The sequence below is a fragment of the Pseudomonas sp. HS6-2 genome (genome assembly GCF_049325675.2).
Classification (GTDB): domain Bacteria; phylum Pseudomonadota; class Gammaproteobacteria; order Pseudomonadales; family Pseudomonadaceae; genus Aquipseudomonas; species Aquipseudomonas putida_N.
The window spans coordinates 1,205,648-1,228,062 of sequence record NZ_CM143906.1; the positions used below are offsets into that span (position 1 = coordinate 1,205,648).

General features: G+C 64.6%; 22 protein-coding genes and 1 pseudogene. 16 read left to right on the top strand and 7 right to left on the bottom strand.

Annotated elements, in window-relative coordinates:
• The first annotated feature begins 3 nt into the window (after nt 1-3).
• Genes gspF through gspN form a run of 8 tightly spaced genes read left to right on the top strand, consistent with a single transcriptional unit; the run spans nt 4 to nt 5,163 of the window.
• Nucleotides 4-1,206: a type II secretion system inner membrane protein GspF gene (gene gspF / locus ACOKS3_RS05530; RefSeq protein WP_422763492.1), complete on the top strand. Its 1,203-nt coding sequence runs from the start codon at nt 4-6 to the stop codon at nt 1,204-1,206.
• Nucleotides 1,207-1,223: 17 nt separating this feature from the next.
• Nucleotides 1,224-1,658 (top strand): type II secretion system major pseudopilin GspG, encoded by a 435-nt coding sequence (gspG, locus tag ACOKS3_RS05535; RefSeq protein WP_103445481.1) that lies wholly within the window; start codon nt 1,224-1,226, stop codon nt 1,656-1,658.
• A gap of 3 nt (nt 1,659-1,661) precedes the next feature.
• Nucleotides 1,662-2,099 (top strand): type II secretion system minor pseudopilin GspH, encoded by a 438-nt coding sequence (gene gspH / locus ACOKS3_RS05540; protein ID WP_103445480.1) that lies wholly within the window; start codon nt 1,662-1,664, stop codon nt 2,097-2,099.
• Nucleotides 2,096-2,464: a type II secretion system protein GspI gene (locus ACOKS3_RS05545; RefSeq protein WP_103445479.1), complete on the top strand. Its 369-nt coding sequence runs from the start codon at nt 2,096-2,098 to the stop codon at nt 2,462-2,464. The genes gspH and ACOKS3_RS05545 overlap by 4 nt, the downstream gene beginning before the upstream one ends.
• Nucleotides 2,461-3,051 carry a PulJ/GspJ family protein gene (locus ACOKS3_RS05550; protein ID WP_103445478.1) on the top strand — a complete coding sequence of 197 codons (591 nt, stop codon included), beginning with the start codon at nt 2,461-2,463 and terminating at the stop codon, nt 3,049-3,051. Before ACOKS3_RS05545 ends, ACOKS3_RS05550 begins: the two co-directional genes overlap by 4 nt.
• Nucleotides 3,048-4,124 carry a GspL/Epsl periplasmic domain-containing protein gene (locus ACOKS3_RS05555; RefSeq protein WP_103445477.1) on the top strand — a complete coding sequence of 359 codons (1,077 nt, stop codon included), beginning with the start codon at nt 3,048-3,050 and terminating at the stop codon, nt 4,122-4,124. Before ACOKS3_RS05550 ends, ACOKS3_RS05555 begins: the two co-directional genes overlap by 4 nt.
• Nucleotides 4,121-4,507, top strand: coding sequence for a type II secretion system protein GspM (gspM, locus tag ACOKS3_RS05560; protein WP_103445476.1), 387 nt, complete (start codon nt 4,121-4,123; stop codon nt 4,505-4,507). The genes ACOKS3_RS05555 and gspM overlap by 4 nt, the downstream gene beginning before the upstream one ends.
• Nucleotides 4,504-5,163 (top strand): type II secretion system protein N, encoded by a 660-nt coding sequence (gene gspN / locus ACOKS3_RS05565; protein WP_103445475.1) that lies wholly within the window; start codon nt 4,504-4,506, stop codon nt 5,161-5,163. The genes gspM and gspN overlap by 4 nt, the downstream gene beginning before the upstream one ends.
• A gap of 133 nt (nt 5,164-5,296) precedes the next feature.
• Here the strand turns inward: gspN and ACOKS3_RS05570 are convergent, their stop codons facing one another.
• From ACOKS3_RS05570 to ACOKS3_RS05585, 4 genes and pseudogenes are all read right to left on the bottom strand, one after another.
• A complete protein-coding gene (locus ACOKS3_RS05570; RefSeq protein WP_422763491.1) occupies nt 5,297-9,820 on the bottom strand; it encodes a hemagglutinin repeat-containing protein in 4,524 nt (1,507 codons plus the stop codon).
• A gap of 27 nt (nt 9,821-9,847) precedes the next feature.
• Nucleotides 9,848-11,527, bottom strand: coding sequence for a ShlB/FhaC/HecB family hemolysin secretion/activation protein (locus tag ACOKS3_RS05575; protein WP_422763490.1), 1,680 nt, complete (start codon nt 11,525-11,527; stop codon nt 9,848-9,850).
• A gap of 161 nt (nt 11,528-11,688) precedes the next feature.
• Nucleotides 11,689-12,108: pseudogene (locus ACOKS3_RS05580) on the bottom strand (L,D-transpeptidase family protein); the annotation flags it as partial.
• A gap of 153 nt (nt 12,109-12,261) precedes the next feature.
• Nucleotides 12,262-12,813, bottom strand: coding sequence for an NUDIX hydrolase (locus ACOKS3_RS05585; protein ID WP_103445471.1), 552 nt, complete (start codon nt 12,811-12,813; stop codon nt 12,262-12,264).
• A gap of 126 nt (nt 12,814-12,939) precedes the next feature.
• Between ACOKS3_RS05585 and ACOKS3_RS05590 the strand changes: the two genes are divergently transcribed.
• From ACOKS3_RS05590 to purT, 5 genes are all read left to right on the top strand, one after another.
• Nucleotides 12,940-13,539, top strand: coding sequence for a CoA pyrophosphatase (locus tag ACOKS3_RS05590; RefSeq protein ID WP_103445470.1), 600 nt, complete (start codon nt 12,940-12,942; stop codon nt 13,537-13,539).
• A 44-nt stretch (nt 13,540-13,583) separates the two neighbouring features.
• Nucleotides 13,584-14,108 (top strand): gamma carbonic anhydrase family protein, encoded by a 525-nt coding sequence (locus tag ACOKS3_RS05595; protein WP_103445469.1) that lies wholly within the window; start codon nt 13,584-13,586, stop codon nt 14,106-14,108.
• Nucleotides 14,101-14,304 carry a DUF1289 domain-containing protein gene (locus tag ACOKS3_RS05600; protein ID WP_103445468.1) on the top strand — a complete coding sequence of 68 codons (204 nt, stop codon included), beginning with the start codon at nt 14,101-14,103 and terminating at the stop codon, nt 14,302-14,304. Before ACOKS3_RS05595 ends, ACOKS3_RS05600 begins: the two co-directional genes overlap by 8 nt.
• A gap of 46 nt (nt 14,305-14,350) precedes the next feature.
• Nucleotides 14,351-14,818 carry a 7-cyano-7-deazaguanine/7-aminomethyl-7-deazaguanine transporter gene (locus tag ACOKS3_RS05605; protein WP_103445467.1) on the top strand — a complete coding sequence of 156 codons (468 nt, stop codon included), beginning with the start codon at nt 14,351-14,353 and terminating at the stop codon, nt 14,816-14,818.
• A 76-nt stretch (nt 14,819-14,894) separates the two neighbouring features.
• Entirely contained in the window at nt 14,895-16,076 is a 1,182-nt protein-coding gene (purT, locus tag ACOKS3_RS05610; RefSeq protein WP_103445466.1) for a formate-dependent phosphoribosylglycinamide formyltransferase, read from the top strand.
• A gap of 140 nt (nt 16,077-16,216) precedes the next feature.
• Here the strand turns inward: purT and ACOKS3_RS05615 are convergent, their stop codons facing one another.
• The 3 genes from ACOKS3_RS05615 to ACOKS3_RS05625 form a co-directional block, all read right to left on the bottom strand.
• Nucleotides 16,217-17,515 carry an MFS transporter gene (locus tag ACOKS3_RS05615; protein WP_103445465.1) on the bottom strand — a complete coding sequence of 433 codons (1,299 nt, stop codon included), beginning with the start codon at nt 17,513-17,515 and terminating at the stop codon, nt 16,217-16,219.
• A 272-nt stretch (nt 17,516-17,787) separates the two neighbouring features.
• Entirely contained in the window at nt 17,788-18,993 is a 1,206-nt protein-coding gene (locus ACOKS3_RS05620) for a transporter associated domain-containing protein (RefSeq protein WP_422763489.1), read from the bottom strand.
• 9 nt (nt 18,994-19,002) lie between these two features.
• Nucleotides 19,003-19,812 (bottom strand): cytochrome C assembly family protein, encoded by an 810-nt coding sequence (locus ACOKS3_RS05625; protein WP_103445463.1) that lies wholly within the window; start codon nt 19,810-19,812, stop codon nt 19,003-19,005.
• A gap of 195 nt (nt 19,813-20,007) precedes the next feature.
• On the opposite strand from ACOKS3_RS05625, the gene ffh reads away from it, so the two are divergent.
• The 3 genes from ffh to rimM all read left to right on the top strand — a co-directional run bounded on the left by ffh (nt 20,008) and on the right by rimM (nt 22,414).
• Entirely contained in the window at nt 20,008-21,384 is a 1,377-nt protein-coding gene (gene ffh, locus ACOKS3_RS05630) for a signal recognition particle protein (RefSeq protein WP_103445462.1), read from the top strand.
• 236 nt (nt 21,385-21,620) lie between these two features.
• Nucleotides 21,621-21,872 carry a 30S ribosomal protein S16 gene (rpsP, locus tag ACOKS3_RS05635; RefSeq protein WP_027920106.1) on the top strand — a complete coding sequence of 84 codons (252 nt, stop codon included), beginning with the start codon at nt 21,621-21,623 and terminating at the stop codon, nt 21,870-21,872.
• Between the two features lie 5 nt (nt 21,873-21,877).
• Nucleotides 21,878-22,414, top strand: coding sequence for a ribosome maturation factor RimM (gene rimM / locus ACOKS3_RS05640; protein ID WP_294337780.1), 537 nt, complete (start codon nt 21,878-21,880; stop codon nt 22,412-22,414).
• The last annotated feature ends 1 nt before the right edge of the window (nt 22,415 follow it).

Below are 22,415 nucleotides of genomic sequence, written 5' to 3' on the forward strand. Positions count from 1 at the left end.
CCGATGCCGACTTTCCGCTATCAGGCCGTCGATCTCGCCGGCAAGACCCACAAGGCCAGCCTGCAGGCCGACAGCGAACGCCATGCGCGCCAGTTGCTGCGCGAGCAGGGCCTGTTCCCGCGCCAGCTGCAGCGCCATGAAACCGGCAGCCGGCAACCGCGCCGTCAGCGCCTGAGCCGTGCGCAGCTGTGCGAGCTGACTCGTCAGTTGGCGACTCTGACCGGTGCAGGCATCCCCCTGGTAGATGCCTTGGCCACGCTCGAACGGCAACTGCGCGAGCCGGCCCTGCATGGCGTGCTGGTAGCCCTGCGCGGCTCGCTTGCCGAAGGCCTGGGGCTGGCCCGCAGCCTCGCCCGCCAAGGGGCGCCCTTCACTGGTTTGTACTGCGCACTGGTCGAGGCTGGCGAGCGTTCCGGGCGCCTGGCCCAGGTGCTGACCCGCCTGGCCGATCACCTCGAACAGGTGCAGCGCCAGCAGCACAAGGCGCGCACCGCACTGATCTACCCCTGCGTGCTGATGGGCGTGTCGCTGGCAGTGGTGGTTGGCCTGATGACCTTCGTCGTGCCCAAGCTCACCGAACAATTCGCCCACGCCGGGCAGAGCCTGCCGCTGATCACCTCGCTGTTGATTGGCCTGAGCCAGGGCCTGGTGCAGGCCGGCCCCTCGCTGCTGGGCTTGGCGCTGATCGCCGGCCTGTTGGGCAGTTGGCTGCTGCGCAAGCCGCACTGGTGCCTGCGCCGCGATGAACTGCTGCTGCGCCTGCCGCGTATCGGCGTGCTGCTGCAGGTACTGGAAAGCGCCCGCCTGGCGCGCAGCCTGGCAATTCTCACCAGCAGTGGCGTGGCCCTGCTCGAAGCCCTGCAGGTGGCCACCGAAACGGTCGGCAACCGGCGCATCCGCCTGGCCATGGAGCAGGTGCGCCAGCAGGTACAGGGCGGCACCAGCCTGCACCGCGCCCTGGACGCCAGCCTACAGTTCCCGCCGTTGCTGGTGAACATGGTCGGCAGTGGCGAGGCCAGCGGCACCCTGGCCGACATGCTCGAACGCGTGGCCGACGACCAGGAGCGCGGCTTCGCCCGCCAGGTGGACACCGCCATGGCGCTTTTCGAACCCCTGATGATCCTGGTGATGGGCGCCGTGGTGCTGTTCATCGTGCTGGCGGTGCTGTTACCGATCATGCAACTCAACCAGGGCCTGCAACTGTGAACCCAAGGAGCACTTCCATGCAGCATCGACGCAACCACCAGCGCGGTTTCACCCTGATGGAAATCATGGTGGTGATCTTCATCATCGGCCTGCTGATTGCCGTGGTCGCGCCCAGCGTGCTGGGCAACCAGGACAAGGCCATGAAGCAGAAGGTCATGGCCGACCTGGCGACCCTGGAGCAGGCGCTGGACATGTACCGCCTGGACAACCTGCGCTTCCCCAGCAACGAACAGGGCCTGGCCGCGTTAGTGAAAAAGCCGGCCCAGGAACCGCTGCCACGCAGCTGGCGCAGCGACGGCTACGTACGCCGCCTGCCGGAAGATCCGTGGGGCACCCCGTACCAGTACCGCATGCCCGGTGAGCATGGGCGGGTCGATGTCTATTCGCTGGGGGCCGATGGCGTGCCAGGAGGCGAAGGCCAGGATGCCGACCTGGGCAACTGGGCCCTCTAGAGCATGCGTGGCCAGCGCGGCTTCAGCCTGCTCGAATTGCTCGTGGTACTGGCCATCGCCGGGCTCATGACTGGCTTGGCGGTGGCCTGGCTCGACAGCGGCAAGTCCAGTGTCGATCAGGCACTGCAGCGCCTGGCCACGGAAACCCGCACCCAGGCCGCGCTGGCTCGGCACGCCGGGCAGCTGCGCGGATTGCGCTGGACTGGCCAGCGGCCTGAGTTCGTGCGCCGTGAAGGTGACCGCTGGGTGATCGAGGCCGGCGCCCCGGCTGACTGGCCAAAGGGCCTGCGCCCGGACTGGCCGTCCAGCGCCCAGCCGCGTGTGCTGTTCACGCCGCAGGGCTGGGCGCAACCAGGCTCGGTGCACTGGCGCTGGGCAGACGGCAGCCAGCGCTGGGAGTGGGGCCGTGACGGCCAGTTGCGCGTGGCGATGGCGCCATGAAGCGCAGACAGCGCGGGTTCACCTTGCTGGAAGTGACCGTGGCCCTGGCGATAGCCGCCGTGCTGGCGGTCATCACCAGCCAGGTGCTGCGCCAGCGCCTGGCGGTGCAGGACAACGTGCAGCAGCATCGTTTGGGCGTGCTTTGCGCTCGCGAGCTGCAGGCGCGCTTCACCGTCGAGCAATATTGGCCGGCCAGCAACCAGGTGGAGGGTGTGCTCAGCCAGGGTGGCCAGGCCTGCCACTGGCAGATGCAGTTGCGCCGTACCGGTTTACGCGACCTGCGTCGTGGCGAATTGCAGTTGTACGCCGACCGCGACCAGCGCCTGCCACTTGGGCAATACACCGTTTTTCTGGAGCAGCCATGAAGCGGCGCCAGGCAGGTTTGACCCTGATCGAACTGATGGTGGCTTTGGCCCTGACCGCGCTGCTCGGGGTGATGTTGTCAGCGCTGGTAAATGGCTGGCTCAAAGTGCGTGAGCGGCTGCAGGTGAACACCCAGGAAACCAGCGTGCTGGAGTTCTGCCTGGCCCTGGAGCGGCGCTTCGACAGCCCGGTGCTGCGTCGCTTGTACGAACAGCGCTTGCCTCTGGCCAGCCGCTGGCTCGACTGGCAGGCCGACCGCCAGCAGTTGCTGTGGGTGGCCGCCGCCGCCTTGCCCGAGGCCGAGGGCGGTTCGCGCCTGCAACGCCAGCGCCTGCGCTTCGATGCGCGTGACCAGTGCCTGCTGCTGGAAACTTCGGCGGACCTGTACGCCGTCAGCGAGCCGCGCTGGGTGCTGCGCGAACAGCTGCCGCGGGTCAGCGCAATCAACATTCTTTACCACCAGGGTGGCCGCTGGTTGCCCTGGCCCTCCGACCAACCTGCGCATCCCGGTCGAGGCGTGCGCCTGGAATTGCAGCGTGATGGAGCACCGTATGTCTGCACTTTTGTTCTCCCCTGGGGGCGTTCATGAAGTTTGAATGGCGCCGAACTGCGCCAGTTCGACCCTGGTTGTTGTTGCGCCCGGGTGAGGTCTGGGACTGGTTGCTGGTCGAGGCGGGTGGCGCGCAACGCCAAGGGCAGGGGGAGCCTCCGGCGAACCTGCAGGCACGGGTGGCGCTGATCGTCCCCGGGGAATGCTGCAGCCAGTTTCAACTGGCAGCGCCGCCGGGCTTGAAGCGCGACGAGTGGCCGCTATTGCTGGAGGACCGGTTGCTGCAGAACCCGGATGAGATCCTGTGTGCCTGCCTGTCACGTGAGGCGGGGCAATTGCGCCTGATGACGGTAGAGCGGCAGTTGCTGGTGCCGTGGCGTGAGCAATGTGCTGAATGGGGGCTGCAGGTGGAGTGCTGCTGGGCCGAGTTCCAGTTGCTGCCGACACCCGAGCCGGGCAGTGCCTGGCACTGGCAGCGCACGCCGGAGGTATTGCTGTGCAAAGGGCTGGGCGAGGGCGGGCTTGAACACTGGTTGGCCTGGCCCACTGCGTTGGGCGAGTTGCCGCAGCAACCGTGGTCTGGCCTGCATGAGCAATTGATGATCGGTACCTGGCCAGTCTCGTTGGCTCCACTCGACAACCTGCCCAGCTTGCTCGAGTGCCCCCGTCAGGTGCGCTCGCTGCCGGGCGTGTCGCGGCAGCAGCAGCGCCTGCTTGCGGCTTGCCTGGCGTTGGCCACCGTCTGGGGCGGCCTGTGGCTGAGCCAGCAATGGCGCCAGGTACAGACCTGGCGCGCGCAGGTGTTGACGGTCACCGGCGAACAGGCCAGCCCCCGGCACGCGGCGCATGCCCTGAAACGTCTGCGGGAAAGCGGACTGCAACAGCAATTGCGCGAGCGTCAGCTCGAAGACCTGCAGGCACGCCTGCAAGCCTGGCTGAGTGAGCATCCCGCCTGGCGCCTTCAAGCCGTGCGTTTCGATGGCCAGCGCTGGCACCTGCGCCTGGACGGTGAGGGCGCCGCACCGCCTTGGACCGAGATGGCCAGTGCTGTCGGTGCTGCCGTGCAGGTACAGAACGGGCAGGTGGTGTTCGACCTGGGAGTGGCCTCATGAATCGGGAGTGGATGCAGCGTCATCGGCTGTGGTTTGCAGGGGGGCTGATCGGTGTGCTGCTGGCCTTCCTGGCCGTGCGCGAAGGGCTGGCGCAATGGCGTGAGCTCAGCCAATGGCGTGAGCTGGCAGCGCAGGCCGCAAGCTTGCAGGGTGGCCCCGGCGTAAGCCTGGAGCGCCTGCGCCAGTCTGCTCAGGCGCGGCGGATCGAATTGGCTGATGTCGAGGTGCAAGGCAAAAGCTGGCAGCTGCGGGGGCTGGTTGCGGATGAGCGCGTGCTGCAGGGCTGGTTGCAGAGCTTGCGTGCGGAAGAGGCCCAGCTATTGCAGTGGGGGCTTGAGCAGGATGCCAAGGGTCTAAGATTCGAACTGGTGATGCAGCCATGAGCCGTCGCGGGCTGCTGTGGTGCGGGTTGGTGTTCACGTTCACCCTGCTGATGGAGTTGCCGGCTACCTGGGTGGCACGTGGCGTTGGTCTGTCGGCACGCGGTGTCAGCGGTAGCCTGTGGCAGGGCAAGGCACAGCAACTGGGGCCGGTCGGGCCGGTGCGTTGGGCTTTGCAGCCATGGCGCATGCAGGCTGATGCGCGGCTCGGTTTCCAGGGGCAGTCCTGGCAATTGCGCACCGAAGGTTGGCCATGGCGCTGGCAGCTGGAAGCGACGGCGTTGGCTGCCCAGGCGACGGCACTGACGGAATACCGCCTGGCCGGGCAGTGGCATGGGGCGCTGCGCATGCAGGGTTCGGGGCGCCAGTGTCGAAGCAGCGAGGGGCGGGTGAGTGTGAACGACCTGGCGTTGAGTGAACCGTGGTCGCTGGGGTTGGGGCAGGGGTGGGTGGAAATGGATTGCCGGAATGGCTGGCGCTTGCGCGGCCAGCTGGCGCAGCCGGGGCAACATGAGTTGAGGCTTGAAGCGGACCTTCTGGCGCGCAAGGCGCGGGTGGCTTTCAATCTGCAGAATGAGGCTGCGCTGACTCCGTTGCTGCGGAGCGCACAATGGCTGGGTCCGCAGGTGCTGGCGGGGCAGCGGGAGGTGCGCTGGTAGGGTGGAGGATTGGGTCAGAGCTACCATATGTGCCATGCCACTCCCAGCGCCTGTGAGATCGAGCGCCGCCCGCGCGGCGCTCGATCTCACAGGCGCTGAACATCTCAAACCAGGCACTTTTGCGCTTCACCCGTTATTCCATTTTACCTTGCACACTCGAAACCCACTGCTCACTCCGGTTATGCCCACTGGTCCTCAGCAACCCCAGGTCCAGCGCATTCTCGCCATCCGCCGCGCCTTTGCCCTTGGCCATCTCGGCAATCGCCGTACCCAGGTCCACCGGCGAGTTGGAGGCATCGACCGACACATCCCGACGGTAGTCGTTGCCACTCAGGGTTTCCCGGCTCACCGAGCTGGCATCGAGCGCGACCGCGCCCTTGGCCGACTGCAGGCGGGCGCCGACCAGCTGGGCATCACCGCCTACCTTCAGCTGGACACCGTCACTGCCCTTGAGCACCGCCTGTTGGCCCACGCTGTCGCGCTGCACGTGGGACACATCAAGGCTCAAGGTTGGCGAGAAGCCCGGGTCGGCCTTGCTCAAGGCCGACCCGGCCTTGTCCTTGACCTTGCCACCCAGTGGTCCAGCCAGCGAGGTGGCGGCGTTGAGGTAACCCTGCGGGTTCTTCTCCTGGCTCAGGCGTGCGTCGCCTTTCACCGTCAGCGTATCGACGCTGTCCTTGCGGCTGGCGATGCGCAGGTCGCCATCTACGTCGCCGGTGATGCGCCGGGCTTCGAGACTGGCGCCTTCGATGCGGGTATCACCACGGCTTTGCAGGTCGATGGTTTCGGCGCGCAGGTTGCTGGCGTTCCAGGTCTGGTTGTCGCGCTTGTCCAGCTCGACCTTCGCCCGGCCATGCAGGCCACGGGTGTCGGTGGTGCCTGCGGTCATGTTGAAACCGGCACCGGCGGTGATGTCCAGATTGTTGCGCTGCTCCTGATTGGAGGAGGCCTCGATCAGCATGCCGCCGCTGGACGCGTTGAGCCCGATCTGCTCGGTGGAGGCCTGCAGGCCCTCCAGGTGCAAGGCAATGTCCTCGCGAGCAGCGCTGCTGAGGGTCAGCTTGCCGGCGCTGGTGAACTGGGCATCGACGGCCTGGCGAGCGCTTTCATCCTGCGTGCCATTGCTGAAGTGGCCACCAATGCCGCCGCCTTTTGTCTCACCCATCTTGGCTGCCAGTTCCAGGCCTGCGCCAAGTTTGCCGCCGCTGGCTTGCTGGGTGTCATTGCCTGCCTTGACCTGCAGGCGGCCGTCGCTGTGCAGGCGAATATCGCCCACCTTGGCTTCGCGGCTGCCGATACGGGTGCCTTCCAGCAACAGATCGCCCGCGCTGCTCAGGCGCACTTCACCCTTGGCATCGATCTGTGCCACGTGGGCCTTGGTCTGCACCGTTTGCTGCTGCACCTGGTCAAGGTAGCCACGGCCATCGAAACCGGTGCTGCCGGGACGGTTGCCGACCTTGGCCCAAGCGTTGCCGTCAAGTTGACGGGTCAATTGTTCGGTGCGGTCGTTGGCCTGGGGCAGCGACAGGTTGCCAGCGCTGTGGATGACTACTTCGCCTTCGCCGCCATCCATGCGTGTTCCTTCATATTGGCCATCGCTACCCAGCTGGACCTGAATGCCCTGTTGCCCATAAAGGCTGCCGGGCACTGCGGTGCTGGCCATTGTCTGCTTGTCCAGTGAGCCACCCTTGCCCGCGCCGCGGGCATTCAGGTCACTGCCGGAGCTGGTGTCGATGCGCAGGTCTCCACCAAAGGCCAGACGTTGCACGCTGTCCTCCTCGGTGTGTTCGGCGGCACGCATCGTGTGCTGCTGGGCCTCGATCTGCAATTGGCCGGCATTGGCACGCCAGCCGGTACCCTGATCGTCGATCGTGTCGGCCTTGACCTCGACCTTCGCACCCGACAGCTCACTCACCTGGGCAATGCCACGGCGCTGGTTTTCCAGGCGTTTGAGGTGCTCGACGGTCATGTCGGCACCGACGCTGGGGGCCACCATGGCGTCTTCGGGGGATGCCTGCTGGAAGCGCGCGGCTTCCTCACCCAGCACCAACCGCTCGATCGGCCGGGTCAGGTCGCGGTACTCGACGCTGGCGCCGAGGCTACCGGACCATTCGTTGCGCAGTTTTTCCCGCTCATGGGTATCCAGAACCGCACGGTTGTCGATGCGCTTGGCGGTGACCTTGAGGGTATCCCCGGCCGTGACACGTGCCGCCTCGGTAAGCAGTTCGTCAGCATCGAGGTTAACGTTGCCGCTGGCCTGCAGTTGGCTGCGTTGGGCCTTGCTCTCGCGTTCGGTCACCACGGTGCTGTTGTGATGGCCTTCGAACAGGCTGCCGAGGCGATCGATGCCACCCGTGACGGTCAAGCCGCCGCCATTCTGGCTTGTGCTGGTGGTCGATTCGCGCTCATTGCGGGTGGCGCCCAGCGTCACTTGCCTAGCCTTCACATCGAGATCGCCCGCACCCGCCTGGACCTTGGAGCCGTTGACTTGCAGATGCCGCTCGCTGCTCAGGCCAACCGTAGCCCCCTTCAGTTCGCTGGCGACTTGCGTGGTGTCGCGCAACTTTTCGCTACCGGTAACCACTTCATAGGCCACGCCAGCCGCATATTGGCGTGACTCCGGCTTACCGTCTTCGGCTACCTGGGTTTGCCGGGCACTGGCAGTCAATCGGCGTTGCTGATCGCGGCTTTCGCTTTCGTTGACCGCTTGCGCGCTGCCGATCAGCAGGTCGCCCTTGGCCTCGATCTGCAAGTGCGCGCCGGCCTCGACCTTGGCGCCCTGGATACGCAGCTCTTCGGCACTGGCCAGGCGCAGGTTGCTGGACGAGCTGACATCGCTGACCAGCACCTGCTGCTGGCGTGTGGTGCTCTCGTGATCACTGCCGAATAGGCCGAACAGTTTGCTGTCGCTTGTGCGCTCGGTGGAACGGCTACTGCCATGGTCCGCTTCAATCGCCAGCGCGCCTTTTTCGCTGTACAGCACGGCATCCTCTTTACCATGCACGGTGCTGCCCTTGATGCTGACCTGGTCGGCATGGACATTCAGCTTGCCATCCGCAGTGACGCTGCTGCCGGCAACGCTTTGGCCCTCGGTGTCGCTGCCCTTGCGATTGCCGAAGAAAGTGCCGGAGACCAGGTCGCCTCGGTAGTTGCCGTCGTTGCTGCGTTGCTGCAGGGCGGTGGTGCCGACCTCGACCTGCATGGCGTTGATGTCCATGTCGCCGCGGCTATGCAGGGTGCTGCCCTGGACCTTGAGTGTGTCTTTGGCGTTGACTGTCATGCGTTGGGCGCTCAGCGTGCTGGGCCGTGCGGTTTCCGTGTACTGGTCGGTATCGCTGTCGCCGCGCCAGAGGTCTTTGCGATGGCGTACCTGCTCTTTGAGTTGCTTGCTGTCGATGCCGGCCGCGATGTCCAGGTTGGCACCGCTGTCGAGGGTCATGTCACCGCCTGCCTTCACCTCGGCGGCGACCAGGCGCATGTCGGCGCCGGACTGCAATGTGATGCTGTCGCTGCCCTGCAACTTCACACCCCGTTGCTGGCGCTCGGTGGTGGTGTTTTCACGGCTGTACGTTTCGCGGGTGATGAACAGGAACTTCTTGTTCCAGCTGTCGCGGTCGTGGCTGATGTTTTCGCGGGTCTTGGCGTCGAGGGTGAGTTTCTTGCCGGCCGTGGCTTCGATGCGCTTGGCCTTGCCGTCGGTGGCGCTCAATGTCAGGTCATCGGCAGCGGTTAGCAGCAGGGTGCCCTGTTCACTGTGCAGCTCGGCAGGGTTGTCGGCTTCGCCACTGACTTCCAATGAGCCGGCCGAGTGAATGGCGATGCCGTTGTCGGCCTTCACCACCGACCCCATGCGTACGCCCGTGCCTTCGGCGGTGCTCACCACGCGAATGCGCCCGGCGCGCATGGCGCCGAACAGGTTGGCGTCGATGCTCGACGGGGTACCCGGCAGGTGTTCGAGGACCTGGCCATCGGCATGCGCGATGCGATTGCGGCCAACGGTCAAGTTGAGGTCACCCTTGGCCATGAGCAAGCCTTGCTGATCCACCTTGGGCGCAATCAGATCAAGCGCGCCCTCGGCATTGGCCTGGCCGCCCTGCAGCACCTGCAAGCTGCCTCTGGCGTTCAGCGTGTTGAACTGGCGCAGCTGTTCATCCTGCAACTCAGGTGTGCCGACCACGAACCCGGCGCGGGTGGTGTTGATGAAGCTGCCACCATTGAGGGTGATGCCGTTGGGGTTGGCCAGGATGTAGTCGGCGGGCCGGCCGAAGATTTCCTGCGGGCCTTCGATCAGCGAGGCGTTGCGGCTGATCACCTCGTTGAGAATGGTCGATGCTGCCTGGCCCTGGAACTGCGGGTTGGCGGCCAATGCTCCCGCCAGTTGCGACTGGCCCTCCTGAAGGGCGTTGTTCAGCACCACCCCCGAGCGGGCGACGTTATAGTCGAGGAACTGGTTATGTGACAGGCCACTGGCGTTGGGCGGGACGATGTCGATCACCGGTACGCCATGGTCGTTGTTGATGATAGGTGTGCCTGCCGGGCCGCTGGCCGCCTCCAGCCCGCCCTGCGCCAGGGCGCTGGAGGGGCCGAGCAGGGCGAGGAAGATGGCCCAGCGCAAGGTATCCGGGCGGGTAGAGGGTAACGGCGAGAGTATCTGCATGTTCTCGTTCTCTTTGTTGTGGGTGAATCAAATGCTCAGGGCGCACTCCAGTACCCAGAAGCCAGGCTCAAGGTATGAGCGGGGCAGGTCGCTGGCGTAGAGGGCGCGTTGGTAGTCGAGGCGTAGCCGGGTACTCGGCAGGCTCAGTTCGATGCCGGCGGCTGCGCCTGCCAGGCGTTGCGAGGGTTTGCCAGCGGCTGAGCGGGTCCAGCCTGCATCCAGGCCGAAGTAAGGGCGTACCTGCAGGGGGTGGGCCCAGTTCGCCGTTAGCGGTTGGCTGAAGGTGTTGCGCCAGGCGGCGCCGCTGGCGCCGGAGTAGGTGCGCAGGCGAAAGCCACGTACGGTCGAGTCGTCGCTGACCAGTAATTGCTCGACGGCGGGCAAAGCGTGTTCGCTGTACTGCAGGGCCAGTTCGCTTTGCCAGCGCCAAGGTGTGCCCGTCGGCCCCTGACGCAGGTGCAGCAGGCTGGCGCGGTACTTGCGAAAATCCGGGCGCAGGCGTTCGTTGCCCAATGGCAACTGGTCTGCGGCAAGCCAGTCCACACCCTGTGCAATGCCCACATAGCCGTTCCATAGCCCGCCCTGGAGCCACAGCAGGTTGATACCGGCCTCGACGCTGGTGAGCGTCGGGCTCTGTTGAGTGACGACGGCGCCGGCGCTGCGGTTGACCAGCTGCTTGCGGTCCAGCCGTGCGCTGGCGCTGAGCATGCCTTGCTGGTTGCGCCACAGCACCCGCTCGAGGCTCAGGCCCTGGTAGCTGCTGCTGCCGTCGCTGGTCTGCCGGCTGTGCGGCAGCGGCGCGTCGTAGGTCAGTTGGCTGGCGTTGAGGGCAAAGGTCCAGGGGCCGTAAGGGACGCTGTAGTACAACGTGATGCCTTGCACCTGGCCGGGTGCGTGGAACACGCTGGAGAGCACTGACATGCGCAGGTCGTCATTGAGCCCCAGCGGGCTGTCCAGGCCGAGGCCCAGGTTCAGGCGGTGGCGGCCGGTCAGCTCACTGCCGCGGTTGTCCAGGCGACTGTCCAGGTGCCAGCGCGAGCCGATCTTGCGTGGTTGCAGCACAACCCGGGTACCGCCCTGCAGTTCGCCGGGCAGCAGATCCATGCCCAGCTCATAGGCGCGCAGGCGATTGAGTTGGTCGAGCCCTTGTTCGAGGTCGGGCAGGTACAGCGGTTGGCCCAGTACGTCAGGGAAGGCGCCGTTCAGCGACAGTGGCAATGCCGGGCTGGTGAGTTCGATGGATTCGACAAAGCCTTCGACGATGACGATGTCCAGTGGCGCACCGTCCCGAGGTTGTTGGCGCAGGTAGGGGCGGCTGGTCGGAAACCCCGCGCTGACATACCGCTGGGTGATGCCCCGGAGCAGGTTATTGATGTCGTCGATGCCCATGCAGGGCAATAGCCACTCGCGCAGCGCGAGCTCGAGCGCCTGATCCGGAAGTTGGCGGTTACCGACGATGCGCAGGCCGGACACGGCCCAGCACTGACTGTCGGCCGGCTGGGCGGGGGCTTGCTCATTACGCTCGGGCAAAGGCTGCTGCTGCCAGCGCTTGAGCCGCTGTTGCTGTTCGAAATGCCGCAGGGATTGCTGCTGGTCGCGCAGTTGCAGGCTGGCGGGGTCGTCAGCCAGGACGGTGTGGGAGATCAGCAGGCCAGCCAGGCAACCGGCGAGCAGCCTGTTGGCGGAGTGACAGAGTTGGCATGGCATGAAGCACCCTCGCAATTGGCGTACGGATTACGTACTCGTTTGCGTGGATGCTAAAAATTCATGCCTTCGGTTGGATGCAGTCTCTGGCCCTAGCTGGGCGTAGGTCAGGTGTGTATTTGAAGTATGAAAGGTCCTACAAGCTCAATCTGAATGTAGGACTATCAAGGGCGAATCTCGATCAGGGTGCCATCGCGGACCAGGTCCCACACTTCCTGCATGTCGCGGTTGCGCATGGCGATGCAGCCATCGGTCCAGTCGAGGGTGTGGAAGTACCACTCGGGGTAGTTATCGTCGACCGGCGTGCCGTGGATCATGATCATGCTGCCGGCGCTCCAGCCTTCGCGGGTGGCACGGGCGGCGTCGCTGATGTTCGGGTAGGTGATGTGCATGGCCAGGTTGAAGCGGTCGCTTTCCTTGCGCCAGTCCAGCCAGTACAGGCCTTCTGGAGTCTTCTTGTCGCCTTCGCGTTCCTTGGCGCCCTTAGGCTGCTTGCCCAGGGAGATGCGGTAGGTCTTCAGCGGCTCGCCGCGGCTGATCAGTTGCAGGCGCCGCTCGGACTTGATCACCAGCACCTTGTCGATCAGTGGCTGCATGGCGGCCTGGGACTGCGACTGTACCGGCGCGGGCGGTTGCGGCTTGCGAATGATGACTTCGGTGAAGGCCGCCTGGGCCACCGTGGTAACGCAAAGGCAGAAAAGGGCGAACAACCAACGCATGAAGCGGTACCTGCAAACTTAAGTGGTGGGCGAAACATTCATCGGCGGCAGGTATTCATGGCCAATCGGGTAGTGCTGCCTGATGCGGTCGCGATAATAGCATTCTAGTGTGCGAGTGACGGTGCGGAAAGCCAGCTCGCCCCACGGGATTTCGTGTTCCTCGAACAATCGCACCTCCAGGCTTTCGACACCGACGGCGAAATCAAGGTCCGCCAGCTCGGCACGGAAGAACACATGCACCTGGTTGATGTGCGGGAGGTCGAACAGCTGGTACAGGGCCATGTCCCCGACCCGGGCGCAGGCTTCCTCGACCGTTTCGCGACGGGCGGCCTGGTCGAGGGTCTCGCCGTTTTCCATGAAGCCTGCCGGTAGCGTCCAGAAGCTGCGGCGCGGCTCTATGGCACGTCGGCACAGGAGCACCTGGCTGCCCCAGATAGGCAGCACCCCGGCGACGATATTGGGGTTCTGGTAGTGAATGGTCTGGCAATGCTCGCAGATGAACCGCAGGCGGCTGTCGCCCTCGGGGATCCGTTGAATGACCGGCTGGCCGCACGCGCTGCAAAATTTCATGCTGTTCTTCCCTATTGACCGGGTTATCTTGGCGCGCCACGCGGGGTTGCCGCAAGCGCACGGGGCTTGGGTGCTTCGCGGCTTTGGTGCATCATGCAAGGCAGGCCTTGGAAACGAGAGTGCGCAATGCTGGACGAGCTACTTCGCCGTATGAGCAACCACCAACCCGCTTCACTGGAAACCGACCGACGGTTCCCCGAGGCGGCGGTACTTTTGCCCATTACCCGCAGCGAAGCGCCCGAGCTGGTATTGACCCTGCGTGCCAAGGGGCTGTCGACCCACGGTGGCGAAGTCGCCTTTCCGGGCGGTCGCCGCGACCCGGAAGACCCGGACCTGGTGTTCACTGCACTGCGCGAGGCGGAGGAAGAAATCGGCCTGCCGCCCGGCCTGGTCGAGGTAATCGGCCCGCTCAGCCCGCTGATTTCCCTGCATGGCCTGAAAGTGACCCCGTTCGTCGGCTTGATCCCGGATTTCGTCGAATACCGCGCCAACGATGCCGAAATCGCGGCAGTCTTCAGCGTGCCGCTGGAATTCTTCCGCCAGGACCCGCGTGACCACACCCACCGTATCGATTATCAGGGCCGCAGTTGGTACGTGCCCAGCTATCGCTATGGCGAGTACAAGATCTGGGGGCTATCGGCGATCATGATCGTCGAGCTGGTCAACCTGTTGTATGACGCCGGTATCAGCTTGCATCACCCCCCCGAGCGCTACATCGAAATCTGAGCGGGGCACACCCCGCCGTCTGCGTGAACCTCTGAGGAGCGAACATGAAATACCGCCTGGGCGACCATCGGGTCGAATGCCACCCCACCAGCTGGGCCGCACCCAACGCCTCCCTGATTGGCAAAGTGCGCCTGCAGGCCCGTGCCAGCGTGTGGTTCGGTGCGGTGCTGCGGGGCGACAACGAACTGATCGACATCGGCGAGGACAGCAACGTCCAGGACGGTACCGTGATGCACACCGACATGGGCTCGCCGCTGTCCGTGGGCAAGGGCGTAACCATCGGCCACAACGCCATGCTGCATGGTTGCTCGGTTGGCGATTACAGCCTGATCGGCATCAACGCCGTCATTCTCAACGGCGCGCGCATCGGCAAGCATTGCATCATCGGCGCCAACGCGCTGATCCCGGAGGGCAAGGAAATTCCTGATGGCTCGCTGGTGATGGGTTCGCCGGGCAAGGTGGTGCGCGAGCTGACCGAACAGCAGAAGCGCATGCTCGAAGCCAGCGCTGCGCACTATGTACACAATGCCGAGCGGTATGCGCGGGAGCTGGTGGTCGACGATGAGTGAAGTTGCTGTAGAGCGGCCGGTGGCTTCGCCGTGCGTGAGCATCTGCGCGCTGGACGAGCAGGATATCTGTACCGGCTGCCAGCGCACCGTGGCCGAGATCGGCCGTTGGGGGCGGATGGACAATACCGAGCGCCGGGCGGTGCTCAAGCTTTGCCATGAACGGGCGGTGGCAGCCGGGCTGATTATTGGGCACTGACCGCAAAATCAAGTAATCTGTGCGGCTTGCCCACAGATCACTCGCCATGTTCTATCTCATTGCCTATATCAGTAGCGTAGTGCTGATCAACTACGCCTTCTCCAGCGCCCCGCAGCTGGACATCATCTGGTCCTGCTGGGGTGGCCTGGTGTTCATCCTGCGCGACATGGTGCAGACCCGCTACGGCCATGGCGCGCTGATCGCCATGCTGCTGGCCCTGGTGCTGTCGTACGCCACCTCGGAGCCGGCCATCGCCCTGGCCAGCGCCACCGCGTTCTTCGTCTCCGAGCTGATCGACTGGCTGGTGTTCAGCATCACCCGTCGGCCGCTGCGCGACCGCCTGTGGCTGAGCTCGGCGCTGAGCATTCCGGTGGATACCTTCATCTTCTTCGGCATGATCGGCGCACTCACCCCGGCGGTGATCGGCAGCGCCATGGCCTCGAAATTCGCCGGTGTCACGGCCGTCTGGCTGGCCATGGCATTTCGTGCGCGGCGGGCCGCCGTAGCGGGTTGATGGTGTAGAATACTGGTCCTTTTTCAGCGGGCCGTGCCAAGCCTGGTGCGGCCCCGGACGCCTTCGAGGACCTGAAATGACCCGTATCGGAACCCCATTGTCGCCAACCGCGACCCGTGTACTGCTCTGCGGCTGTGGCGAACTGGGCAAGGAAGTGGTGATCGAGTTGCAGCGCCTGGGCGTCGAGGTGATCGCCGTCGACCGCTACGCCAATGCCCCGGCGATGCAGGTGGCGCACCGCAGCCACGTGGTCAACATGCTCGATGGCGTTGCCCTGCGGGCGATCATCGAAGCGGAAAAGCCGCACTACATCGTGCCGGAAATCGAAGCCATCGCCACCGCCACTCTGGTCGAGCTGGAGAACGAAGGCTTCAACGTGGTGCCGACTGCCCGCGCCACCCAGCTGACCATGAACCGTGAAGGTATCCGCCGCCTGGCCGCCGAGGAGCTGGATCTGCCAACCTCGCCGTACCACTTCGCCGACACCTTCGAGGACTACGCCAAGGCCGTGGCCGATGTCGGCTACCCATGCGTGGTCAAGCCGGTGATGAGCTCCTCGGGCAAGGGCCAGAGCCTGCTGCGCAGCGATGCCGACCTGCAGAAGTCGTGGGACTACGCCCAGGAAGGTGGCCGTGCCGGCAAAGGGCGGGTGATCATCGAGGGCTTCATCGACTTCGAATACGAAATCACCCTGCTGACCGTTCGCCATGTGGGCGGCACCACTTTCCTCGAACCGGTTGGTCATCGTCAGGAAAAGGGCGACTACCAGGAATCCTGGCAGCCACAGGCGATGAGCGCGAAAGCTCTGGCCGAGTCGCAGCGCGTGGCCAAGGCTGTCACCGATGCATTGGGTGGTCGTGGCTTGTTTGGCGTGGAACTGTTCGTCAAGGGCGACCAGGTGTGGTTCAGCGAAGTCTCGCCGCGCCCGCATGACACTGGCCTGGTGACCCTGATTTCCCAGGATCTGTCGCAGTTCGCCCTGCACGCCCGCGCCATTCTCGGCCTGCCGATCCCGGTGGTACGCCAGTTCGGGCCATCGGCATCGGCGGTGATCCTGCCGGAAGGCCAGTCGCAGCAGACCAGCTTCGCCAACCTGGGCGCCGCCCTGAGCGAGCCGGACACCGCCATTCGCCTGTTCGGCAAGCCGGAAATCAACGGTACTCGCCGCATGGGCGTGTGCCTGGCGCGTGATGAGTCGGTTGAAGCGGCGCGGGCGAAGGCGACCCGTGCTTCGCAGGCGGTCAAGGTCGAGTTCTGATCCGAGACCGTACGGGGCTGCTGCGCAGCCCATTCGCGGGGCAAGCCCGCTCCTGCAGGAGACCGCGCAAGCCAACGCAGATGCGATCCCTGTAGGAGCGGGCTTGTCCAGCGAATGGGCCGCAAAGCGGCCCCAGTTGCTTACAGCGCGGTATTACGGGTTTCTTTCAGGCACAGCACGGCAATCAGGCTGATCACCGCCGCCGCCGACACATAGCCCCCCACCCAGCTCAACCCACCCATGCTCACCAGCTTCTGGGCAAAGAACGGTGCCGCCGAGGCCCCGACGATGCCGCCCAGGTTGTATGCCGCCGAAGCGCCGGTGTAGCGCACGTGAGTCGGGAACAGCTCAGGCAGCAGGGCCCCCATCGGTGCGAAGGTCACGCCCATCAGGAACAGCTCGATGGCCAGGAACAGCGCCACGCCCGTAGTCGAGCCTGAAGTCAGCAGCGGCTCCATGGTAAAGCCCGACGCCACGGCCAGCAGGCCGCCGACGATCAGCACCGGCTTGCGCCCGTAACGGTCGCTGAGCCAGGCCGACAGCGGCGTGGCCAGTGCCATGAACACCACGGCGAAGCACAGCAGGCCGAGGAAGGTTTCACGGCTGTACCCCAGCGTGGTCACGCCGTAGCTGAGCGAGAACACCGTCGAGATATAGAACAGCGCATAGCACACCACCATGGCGGCTGCGCCCAGCAGGGTTGGCATCCAGTATTTGCCGAACAGGTCCACCACCGGCATCTTCACGCGTTCGTGGCGGGCGACTGCCTTGGCAAATACCGGGCTTTCTTCAAGCTTCAGGCGCACATACAGCCCCACCATTACCAGCGCGGCACTGAGCAGGAACGGAATGCGCCAGCCCCAGTCACGGAACTGCTCGTCACTGAGCAGCATGGCCAGGGTCAGGAACAGGCCGTTGGCCGCGAGGAAACCGATCGACGGGCCAAGTTGCGGGAACATGCCGAACCAGGCGCGTTTGCCCTCCGGCGCGTTCTCGGTGGCCAGCAGCGCGGCGCCACCCCATTCGCCACCCAGGCCCAGGCCTTGGCCGAAGCGCAGCAGGCAGAGCAGGATCGGTGCCCACACGCCGATGCTGTCATAGCCTGGCAGCACACCAATCAGCGTGGTCGAAACGCCCATCAGCAGCAGCGAGGCGACCAGAGTCGACTTGCGCCCGATGCGGTCGCCGAAGTGGCCGAACAGTGCCGAGCCCAGGGGGCGGGCAAGGAAGGCGATGCCGAAGGTGATGAAGGCCGCGAGCATCTGCGCGGTGCCCGACCCGGATGGGAAGAACACCGGGCCGATCACCAGCGCGGCGGCGGTGGCATAGACGTAGAAATCGTAGAACTCGATGGCGGTGCCGATGAAGCTGGCAGTGGCGACCCGCGCTGGCGAGTTGACCGGCGCGGCAGGCGCCTCGGCATAGGTGCTGGTTGTCATTTAGTAGGTCCCTAACAGTCTGGTCCGCTCCATGGCATTGTCCACGGCCTGTGCAGGCGTTGAAGGCAGGCACGGCTTGGCGGACGCCGGAGCGTATTGTTGTTGTGTTCGCGCGACTGACACCAGCCCAGGAGGGTAGGGGTGGGAGCGGGCTCTGTTCGGGGTGTTGAACCAGGACCGCGGGGCGTGTCAGTGGAGCGGACTGGCCGTGTGGCGCCGGGTGCGGGTAGCGGGCGGAACGGCGGGGCTGGGTAAGCGTGACCCGAGTATAGCTATCGGGTCACGGTCCACACCAGTACCTTGCTGGCGCAATTGTCCTCTGTTTCGAGGATTTCCAGGCGATAGCGGCCGATCTTCAGGCAAACGGCGCTTTCTGGAATGCTTTCGAGGGCTTCGGTGACCAGCCCGTTGAGGGTTTTCGGGCCGCCGTCGCAGGGCAGGTGCCAGCCCAGGGTGCGGTTGATTTCGCGCAGCGAGGCGGTGCCTTCGATGACGAAGGTACCGTCGGGCTGTGGGTGTACATGCGGGTTGTCCAGGCTCTGTTCGTCCTCGAATTCGCCGACGATCTCTTCGAGGATGTCTTCCAGGGTGACGATGCCCAGCACCTCGCCATACTCGTCCACCACCACGCCCAGGCGCCGCTGTTGCTTGTGGAAATTCAGCAGCTGCATCTGCAGGGGCGTGCTTTCCGGCACGAAGTAGGGCTCGTAGCAGGCACCCTGCAATTGCTCCAGGGTCAGCTCGGCCTTGGACAGCAGGTGGCTGATGAGCTTGGTATTGAGGATCGCTTCAACCTGATTGATGTCGTTGTGGTACACCGGCAGACGCGTGTGCCGGCTGACGATCAGTTGCTCGATGATGTGCTCGATGGGGTCGTCGAGGTTGATGCCGTCGACCTCGTTGCGTGGCACCAGGATGTCGTTGACGGTGATCTTGTCCAGCGACTGCAGGCCGTCCAGCAGGCCGTGGCGTGGCACTTCATGTTCGTCGTCCACGTCGAAGTCATCATCTTCCTGCGTATGCAGGGCCACCGCCGTGGGCTGCACGCGGAACGGCCGCAGGATCAGCTTGGCGATGCCGTCGAACAGGCACGCCAAGGGTTGCAGCAGGGCGAGGGGAAACGGGCGCAGGCTCAGGCCAAGGCTGACGAAGGCCTGCGGGTTGCGCCGGGCCAGGCGCCGCGGCAGGAATTCGGCGAACACCAGCAGGGCCGCTACGGCGGCCAGGCCAGCCAGCCAGAAGCCGTGTTCGCCGCTCTGGCGTTGGCCGATCAGGCAGGCCAGGCCCAGCACCAACAGTTTGCCCAGGCTGGCGCACAGCACCAGGGCCTGGGCTGGCAGCGGCGGCTTGCCATCATCGCCATTGCGCAGCGAACCATTGAGTTGCAGGCGGGCGGCGTCGACGGCGGTGAACAACGCCGACCACAGTAGCGCCAGTGCCAGAATGCCGAGTAGCGGTGCGTACGGCAGGGTGTCCATGGGCGGCCGTCAGATATGCAGGATGAATTCGCGAACCAGCTTGCTGCCGAAATAGGCCAGCATCAGCAGGCAGAAACCGGCCAGGGTCCAGCGGATCGCCTTGTGCCCGCGCCAGCCGAGGCGGGTGCGTCCCCACAGCAGCACGCTGAATACGATCCAGGCGATGCAGGCCAGCGAGGTCTTGTGCACCAGGTGCTGGGCGAACAGGTTCTCGAGGAACAGCCAGCCGGAAATCAGCGACAGCGAGAGCAGGCACCAGCCGGCCCAGAGGAAGCCGAACAGCAGGCTCTCCATGGTTTGCAGCGGCGGGAAGTTGCGGATCAGGCCGGACGGGTGCTTGTTCTTCAGCTGGCGGTCCTGCAGCAGCAACAGCAGCGACTGGAACACCGCGATGGTGAACAGGCCATAGGCCAGGATCGACAACAGGATGTGCGCGAGGATGCCCGGCTCTTCGTCGATCAGCGGCACCGTGCCGGGTGGCGCGAACTGCGCCAGCAGTGCGGTGACGGCGCCGAGCGGGAACAGCAGCACCAGCAGGTTTTCCACCGGGATGCGCAGGCAGGCCACCAGCGTCAGGGCGATGACCGCCACGGCGATCAGGCTGGCGGCGCTGAAGAAGTCCAGGCTCAGCCCCAGCGGCGTGATCAGCTGGAAGAACAGTGCGCCACCCTGGGCGACCACGGCGAGTGCGCCGAGCAGGCCAAGCAGGCGTTTGTCGGCCTTGCGGCCCTGGGCCAGGTGGGCGCCCTGATAGATGGCCGCAGCTATATATAAGCCGGCGGCGATCAGGTTGGGGATGAGGCTGGGTGAGGAAACCATAAGTCCTGGTTGCAGAGCCCTGAAAGAGACGGAGTTTGGCATAGAACGCCACCGGCCATCCAGACCGATCGGCAGCGAGGTGTGCGCCGCCGTCGCACTTCGTTATAATCGCCGCCTTGCTGTGCCTGGCGGGTGTGCATTTCCCCCACAGGCGCCTGACAAACCTCGGCTTTTACTGGGCCTGAAAGGATCACCATGTTCGAAAACCTGACCGACCGCCTGTCACAGACGCTGCGCCATGTCACCGGCAAGGCCAAGCTGACTGAAGACAACATCAAGGACACGTTGCGCGAAGTGCGCATGGCCCTGCTCGAGGCCGACGTTGCCCTGCCGGTGGTCAAGGATTTCGTCAACAGCGTCAAGGAACGTGCGGTCGGCACCGAGGTATCGCGCAGCCTGACCCCGGGCCAGGCGTTCGTGAAGATCGTCCAGGCCGAGCTGGAAAGCCTGATGGGTGCGGCCAACGAAGACCTCGCCCTGAACGCCGCGCCGCCGGCCGTGGTGCTGATGGCCGGCCTGCAGGGCGCCGGTAAGACCACCACCGCCGGCAAGCTGGCGCGCTTCCTCAAGGAGCGCAAGAAGAAAAGCGTGATGGTGGTGTCCGCCGACGTCTATCGCCCGGCGGCGATCAAGCAGCTGGAAACCCTGGCCAACGACATCGGCGTGACCTTCTTCCCGTCCGACATCAGCCAGAAGCCGGTGGCCATCGCCGAAGCGGCGATCCGCGAAGCCAAGCTCAAGTTCATCGACGTGGTCATCGTCGACACCGCCGGTCGCCTGCACATCGACGCCGACATGATGGACGAGATCAAGGCCCTGCATGCCGCAGTCAAGCCGATCGAGACCCTGTTCGTGGTCGACGCCATGACCGGCCAGGATGCCGCCAACACCGCCAAGGCGTTCGGCGAAGCGCTGCCGCTGACCGGCGTGGTACTGACCAAGGTCGACGGTGACGCCCGTGGCGGTGCCGCGCTGTCGGTGCGCGCCATCACTGGCAAGCCGATCAAGTTCATCGGTATGGGCGAGAAGACCGAAGCCCTCGAACCCTTCCACCCGGACCGTGTCGCTTCGCGCATCCTCGGCATGGGCGACGTGCTCAGCCTGATCGAGCAGGCCGAGCAGAACATCGACAAGGCCAAGGCCGACAAGCTGGCCAAGAAGCTGAAGAAGGGCAAGGGCTTCGACCTCGAAGACTTCCGCGACCAGCTGCAGCAGATGAAGAACATGGGCGGCCTCGGCGGCCTGATGGACAAGCTGCCAAGCATCGGCGGGGTCAACCTGTCGCAGATGGGTAACGCCCAGGGCGCGGCCGAGAAGCAGTTCAAGCAGATGGAAGCGATCATCAACTCGATGACCCCGGCCGAGCGTCGCGACCCTGACCTGATCAGCGGTTCGCGCAAGCGCCGCATCGCCCTCGGCTCCGGCACCCAGGTGCAGGACATCGGCCGGCTGATCAAGCAGCACAAGCAGATGCAGAAGATGATGAAGAAATTCTCCGCCAAGGGCGGCATGGCCAAGATGATGCGCGGCCTTGGCGGGATGCTGCCGGGCGGCGGCATGCCGAAGCTGTAACCCCCTATTTTGGGCGCCTGCCTTTACAGAGGTGGGCGCCCGGAACCCCCGCTTTGGCGGGGTAACGGCCACGGATTGCGTGGCTTAACCGGCAAATCTGGACGGTAGGGCAGGGCTCTGCCGAAAAAGGCATTTGCAAATGTCCGTGTATTCCCCGAGAATATGCGGCCTTTTGGGCACCCGTGTGCCTATTTGGCATTCAGATTTGCAGCACCGACTATAGGAACAATGTTCACATGGTAACCATTCGTCTTGCCCGTGGCGGCTCGAAAAAGCGCCCATTCTACCACCTGACCGTGACCAACTCGCGTAACGCCCGTGACGGCCGTTTCGTTGAGCGCGTAGGCTTCTTCAACCCGATCGCATCGGGCGCCGAAGTCAAGCTGTCGGTCAACCAAGAGCGCGTTTCCTACTGGCTGAGCCAGGGCGCACAGCCGTCTGAGCGCGTTGCTCAGCTGCTGAAGGACGCTGCCAAGGCTGCCGCCTAAACAGTATGAACGCGACGCCAGAAAAGGCTGACGACCTCATCGTCGTTGGCAAGATTTTTTCGGTTCACGGCGTTCGCGGCGAGGTGAAGGTGTATTCCTTTACCGATCCGATTGAAAACCTGTTGGATTATCCACGCTGGACGCTTCGGCACGAAGGCAAGGTAAAGCAGGTCGAGCTGGTCAGCGGTCGTGGCTCCCAAAAGGGCCTGGTCGTGAAACTGAAAGGCCTCGATGATCGCGATGAAGCCCGTCTTCTGAGTGGTTACGAAATCTGCATCCCGCGGAGCCTTTTGCCCAACCTGGCTGCCGACGAGTACTACTGGTACCAGTTGGTGGGTCTGAAGGTCATCAACCAGGACGAACAACTGTTCGGCAAGGTCGATCACCTGTTGGAGACCGGTGCGAACGATGTAATGGTGGTCAAGCCCTGCGCAGGCAGCCTGGATGATCGCGAGCGTCTGTTGCCCTATACGGCGCAATGCGTGCTCGATATCGACCTGGAAGCAGGCGTGATGCGGGTTGAATGGGACGCGGACTTCTAAA

What these genes read in the sequence shown, in the direction of transcription:
- ffh (WP_103445462.1), top strand. Translation starts at nt 20,008, where the DNA reads ATGTTCGAAAACCTGACCGACCGCCTGTCACAGACGCTGCGCCATGTC.
- purT (WP_103445466.1), top strand. Translation starts at nt 14,895, where the DNA reads ATGACCCGTATCGGAACCCCATTGTCGCCAACCGCGACCCGTGTACTG.
- ACOKS3_RS05615 (WP_103445465.1), bottom strand. Translation starts at nt 17,515, where the DNA reads ATGACAACCAGCACCTATGCCGAGGCGCCTGCCGCGCCGGTCAACTCG.
- ACOKS3_RS05625 (WP_103445463.1), bottom strand. Translation starts at nt 19,812, where the DNA reads ATGGTTTCCTCACCCAGCCTCATCCCCAACCTGATCGCCGCCGGCTTA.
- ACOKS3_RS05555 (WP_103445477.1), top strand. Translation starts at nt 3,048, where the DNA reads ATGAAGTTTGAATGGCGCCGAACTGCGCCAGTTCGACCCTGGTTGTTG.
- ACOKS3_RS05590 (WP_103445470.1), top strand. Translation starts at nt 12,940, where the DNA reads ATGCTGGACGAGCTACTTCGCCGTATGAGCAACCACCAACCCGCTTCA.
- ACOKS3_RS05595 (WP_103445469.1), top strand. Translation starts at nt 13,584, where the DNA reads ATGAAATACCGCCTGGGCGACCATCGGGTCGAATGCCACCCCACCAGC.
- ACOKS3_RS05600 (WP_103445468.1), top strand. Translation starts at nt 14,101, where the DNA reads ATGAGTGAAGTTGCTGTAGAGCGGCCGGTGGCTTCGCCGTGCGTGAGC.
- ACOKS3_RS05585 (WP_103445471.1), bottom strand. Translation starts at nt 12,813, where the DNA reads ATGAAATTTTGCAGCGCGTGCGGCCAGCCGGTCATTCAACGGATCCCC.
- rpsP (WP_027920106.1), top strand. Translation starts at nt 21,621, where the DNA reads ATGGTAACCATTCGTCTTGCCCGTGGCGGCTCGAAAAAGCGCCCATTC.
- ACOKS3_RS05575 (WP_422763490.1), bottom strand. Translation starts at nt 11,527, where the DNA reads ATGCCATGCCAACTCTGTCACTCCGCCAACAGGCTGCTCGCCGGTTGC.
- gspM (WP_103445476.1), top strand. Translation starts at nt 4,121, where the DNA reads ATGAATCGGGAGTGGATGCAGCGTCATCGGCTGTGGTTTGCAGGGGGG.
- gspN (WP_103445475.1), top strand. Translation starts at nt 4,504, where the DNA reads ATGAGCCGTCGCGGGCTGCTGTGGTGCGGGTTGGTGTTCACGTTCACC.
- ACOKS3_RS05570 (WP_422763491.1), bottom strand. Translation starts at nt 9,820, where the DNA reads ATGCAGATACTCTCGCCGTTACCCTCTACCCGCCCGGATACCTTGCGC.
- ACOKS3_RS05620 (WP_422763489.1), bottom strand. Translation starts at nt 18,993, where the DNA reads ATGGACACCCTGCCGTACGCACCGCTACTCGGCATTCTGGCACTGGCG.
- gspF (WP_422763492.1), top strand. Translation starts at nt 4, where the DNA reads ATGCCGACTTTCCGCTATCAGGCCGTCGATCTCGCCGGCAAGACCCAC.
- rimM (WP_294337780.1), top strand. Translation starts at nt 21,878, where the DNA reads ATGAACGCGACGCCAGAAAAGGCTGACGACCTCATCGTCGTTGGCAAG.
- ACOKS3_RS05550 (WP_103445478.1), top strand. Translation starts at nt 2,461, where the DNA reads ATGAAGCGGCGCCAGGCAGGTTTGACCCTGATCGAACTGATGGTGGCT.
- ACOKS3_RS05545 (WP_103445479.1), top strand. Translation starts at nt 2,096, where the DNA reads ATGAAGCGCAGACAGCGCGGGTTCACCTTGCTGGAAGTGACCGTGGCC.
- gspG (WP_103445481.1), top strand. Translation starts at nt 1,224, where the DNA reads ATGCAGCATCGACGCAACCACCAGCGCGGTTTCACCCTGATGGAAATC.
- ACOKS3_RS05605 (WP_103445467.1), top strand. Translation starts at nt 14,351, where the DNA reads ATGTTCTATCTCATTGCCTATATCAGTAGCGTAGTGCTGATCAACTAC.
- gspH (WP_103445480.1), top strand. Translation starts at nt 1,662, where the DNA reads ATGCGTGGCCAGCGCGGCTTCAGCCTGCTCGAATTGCTCGTGGTACTG.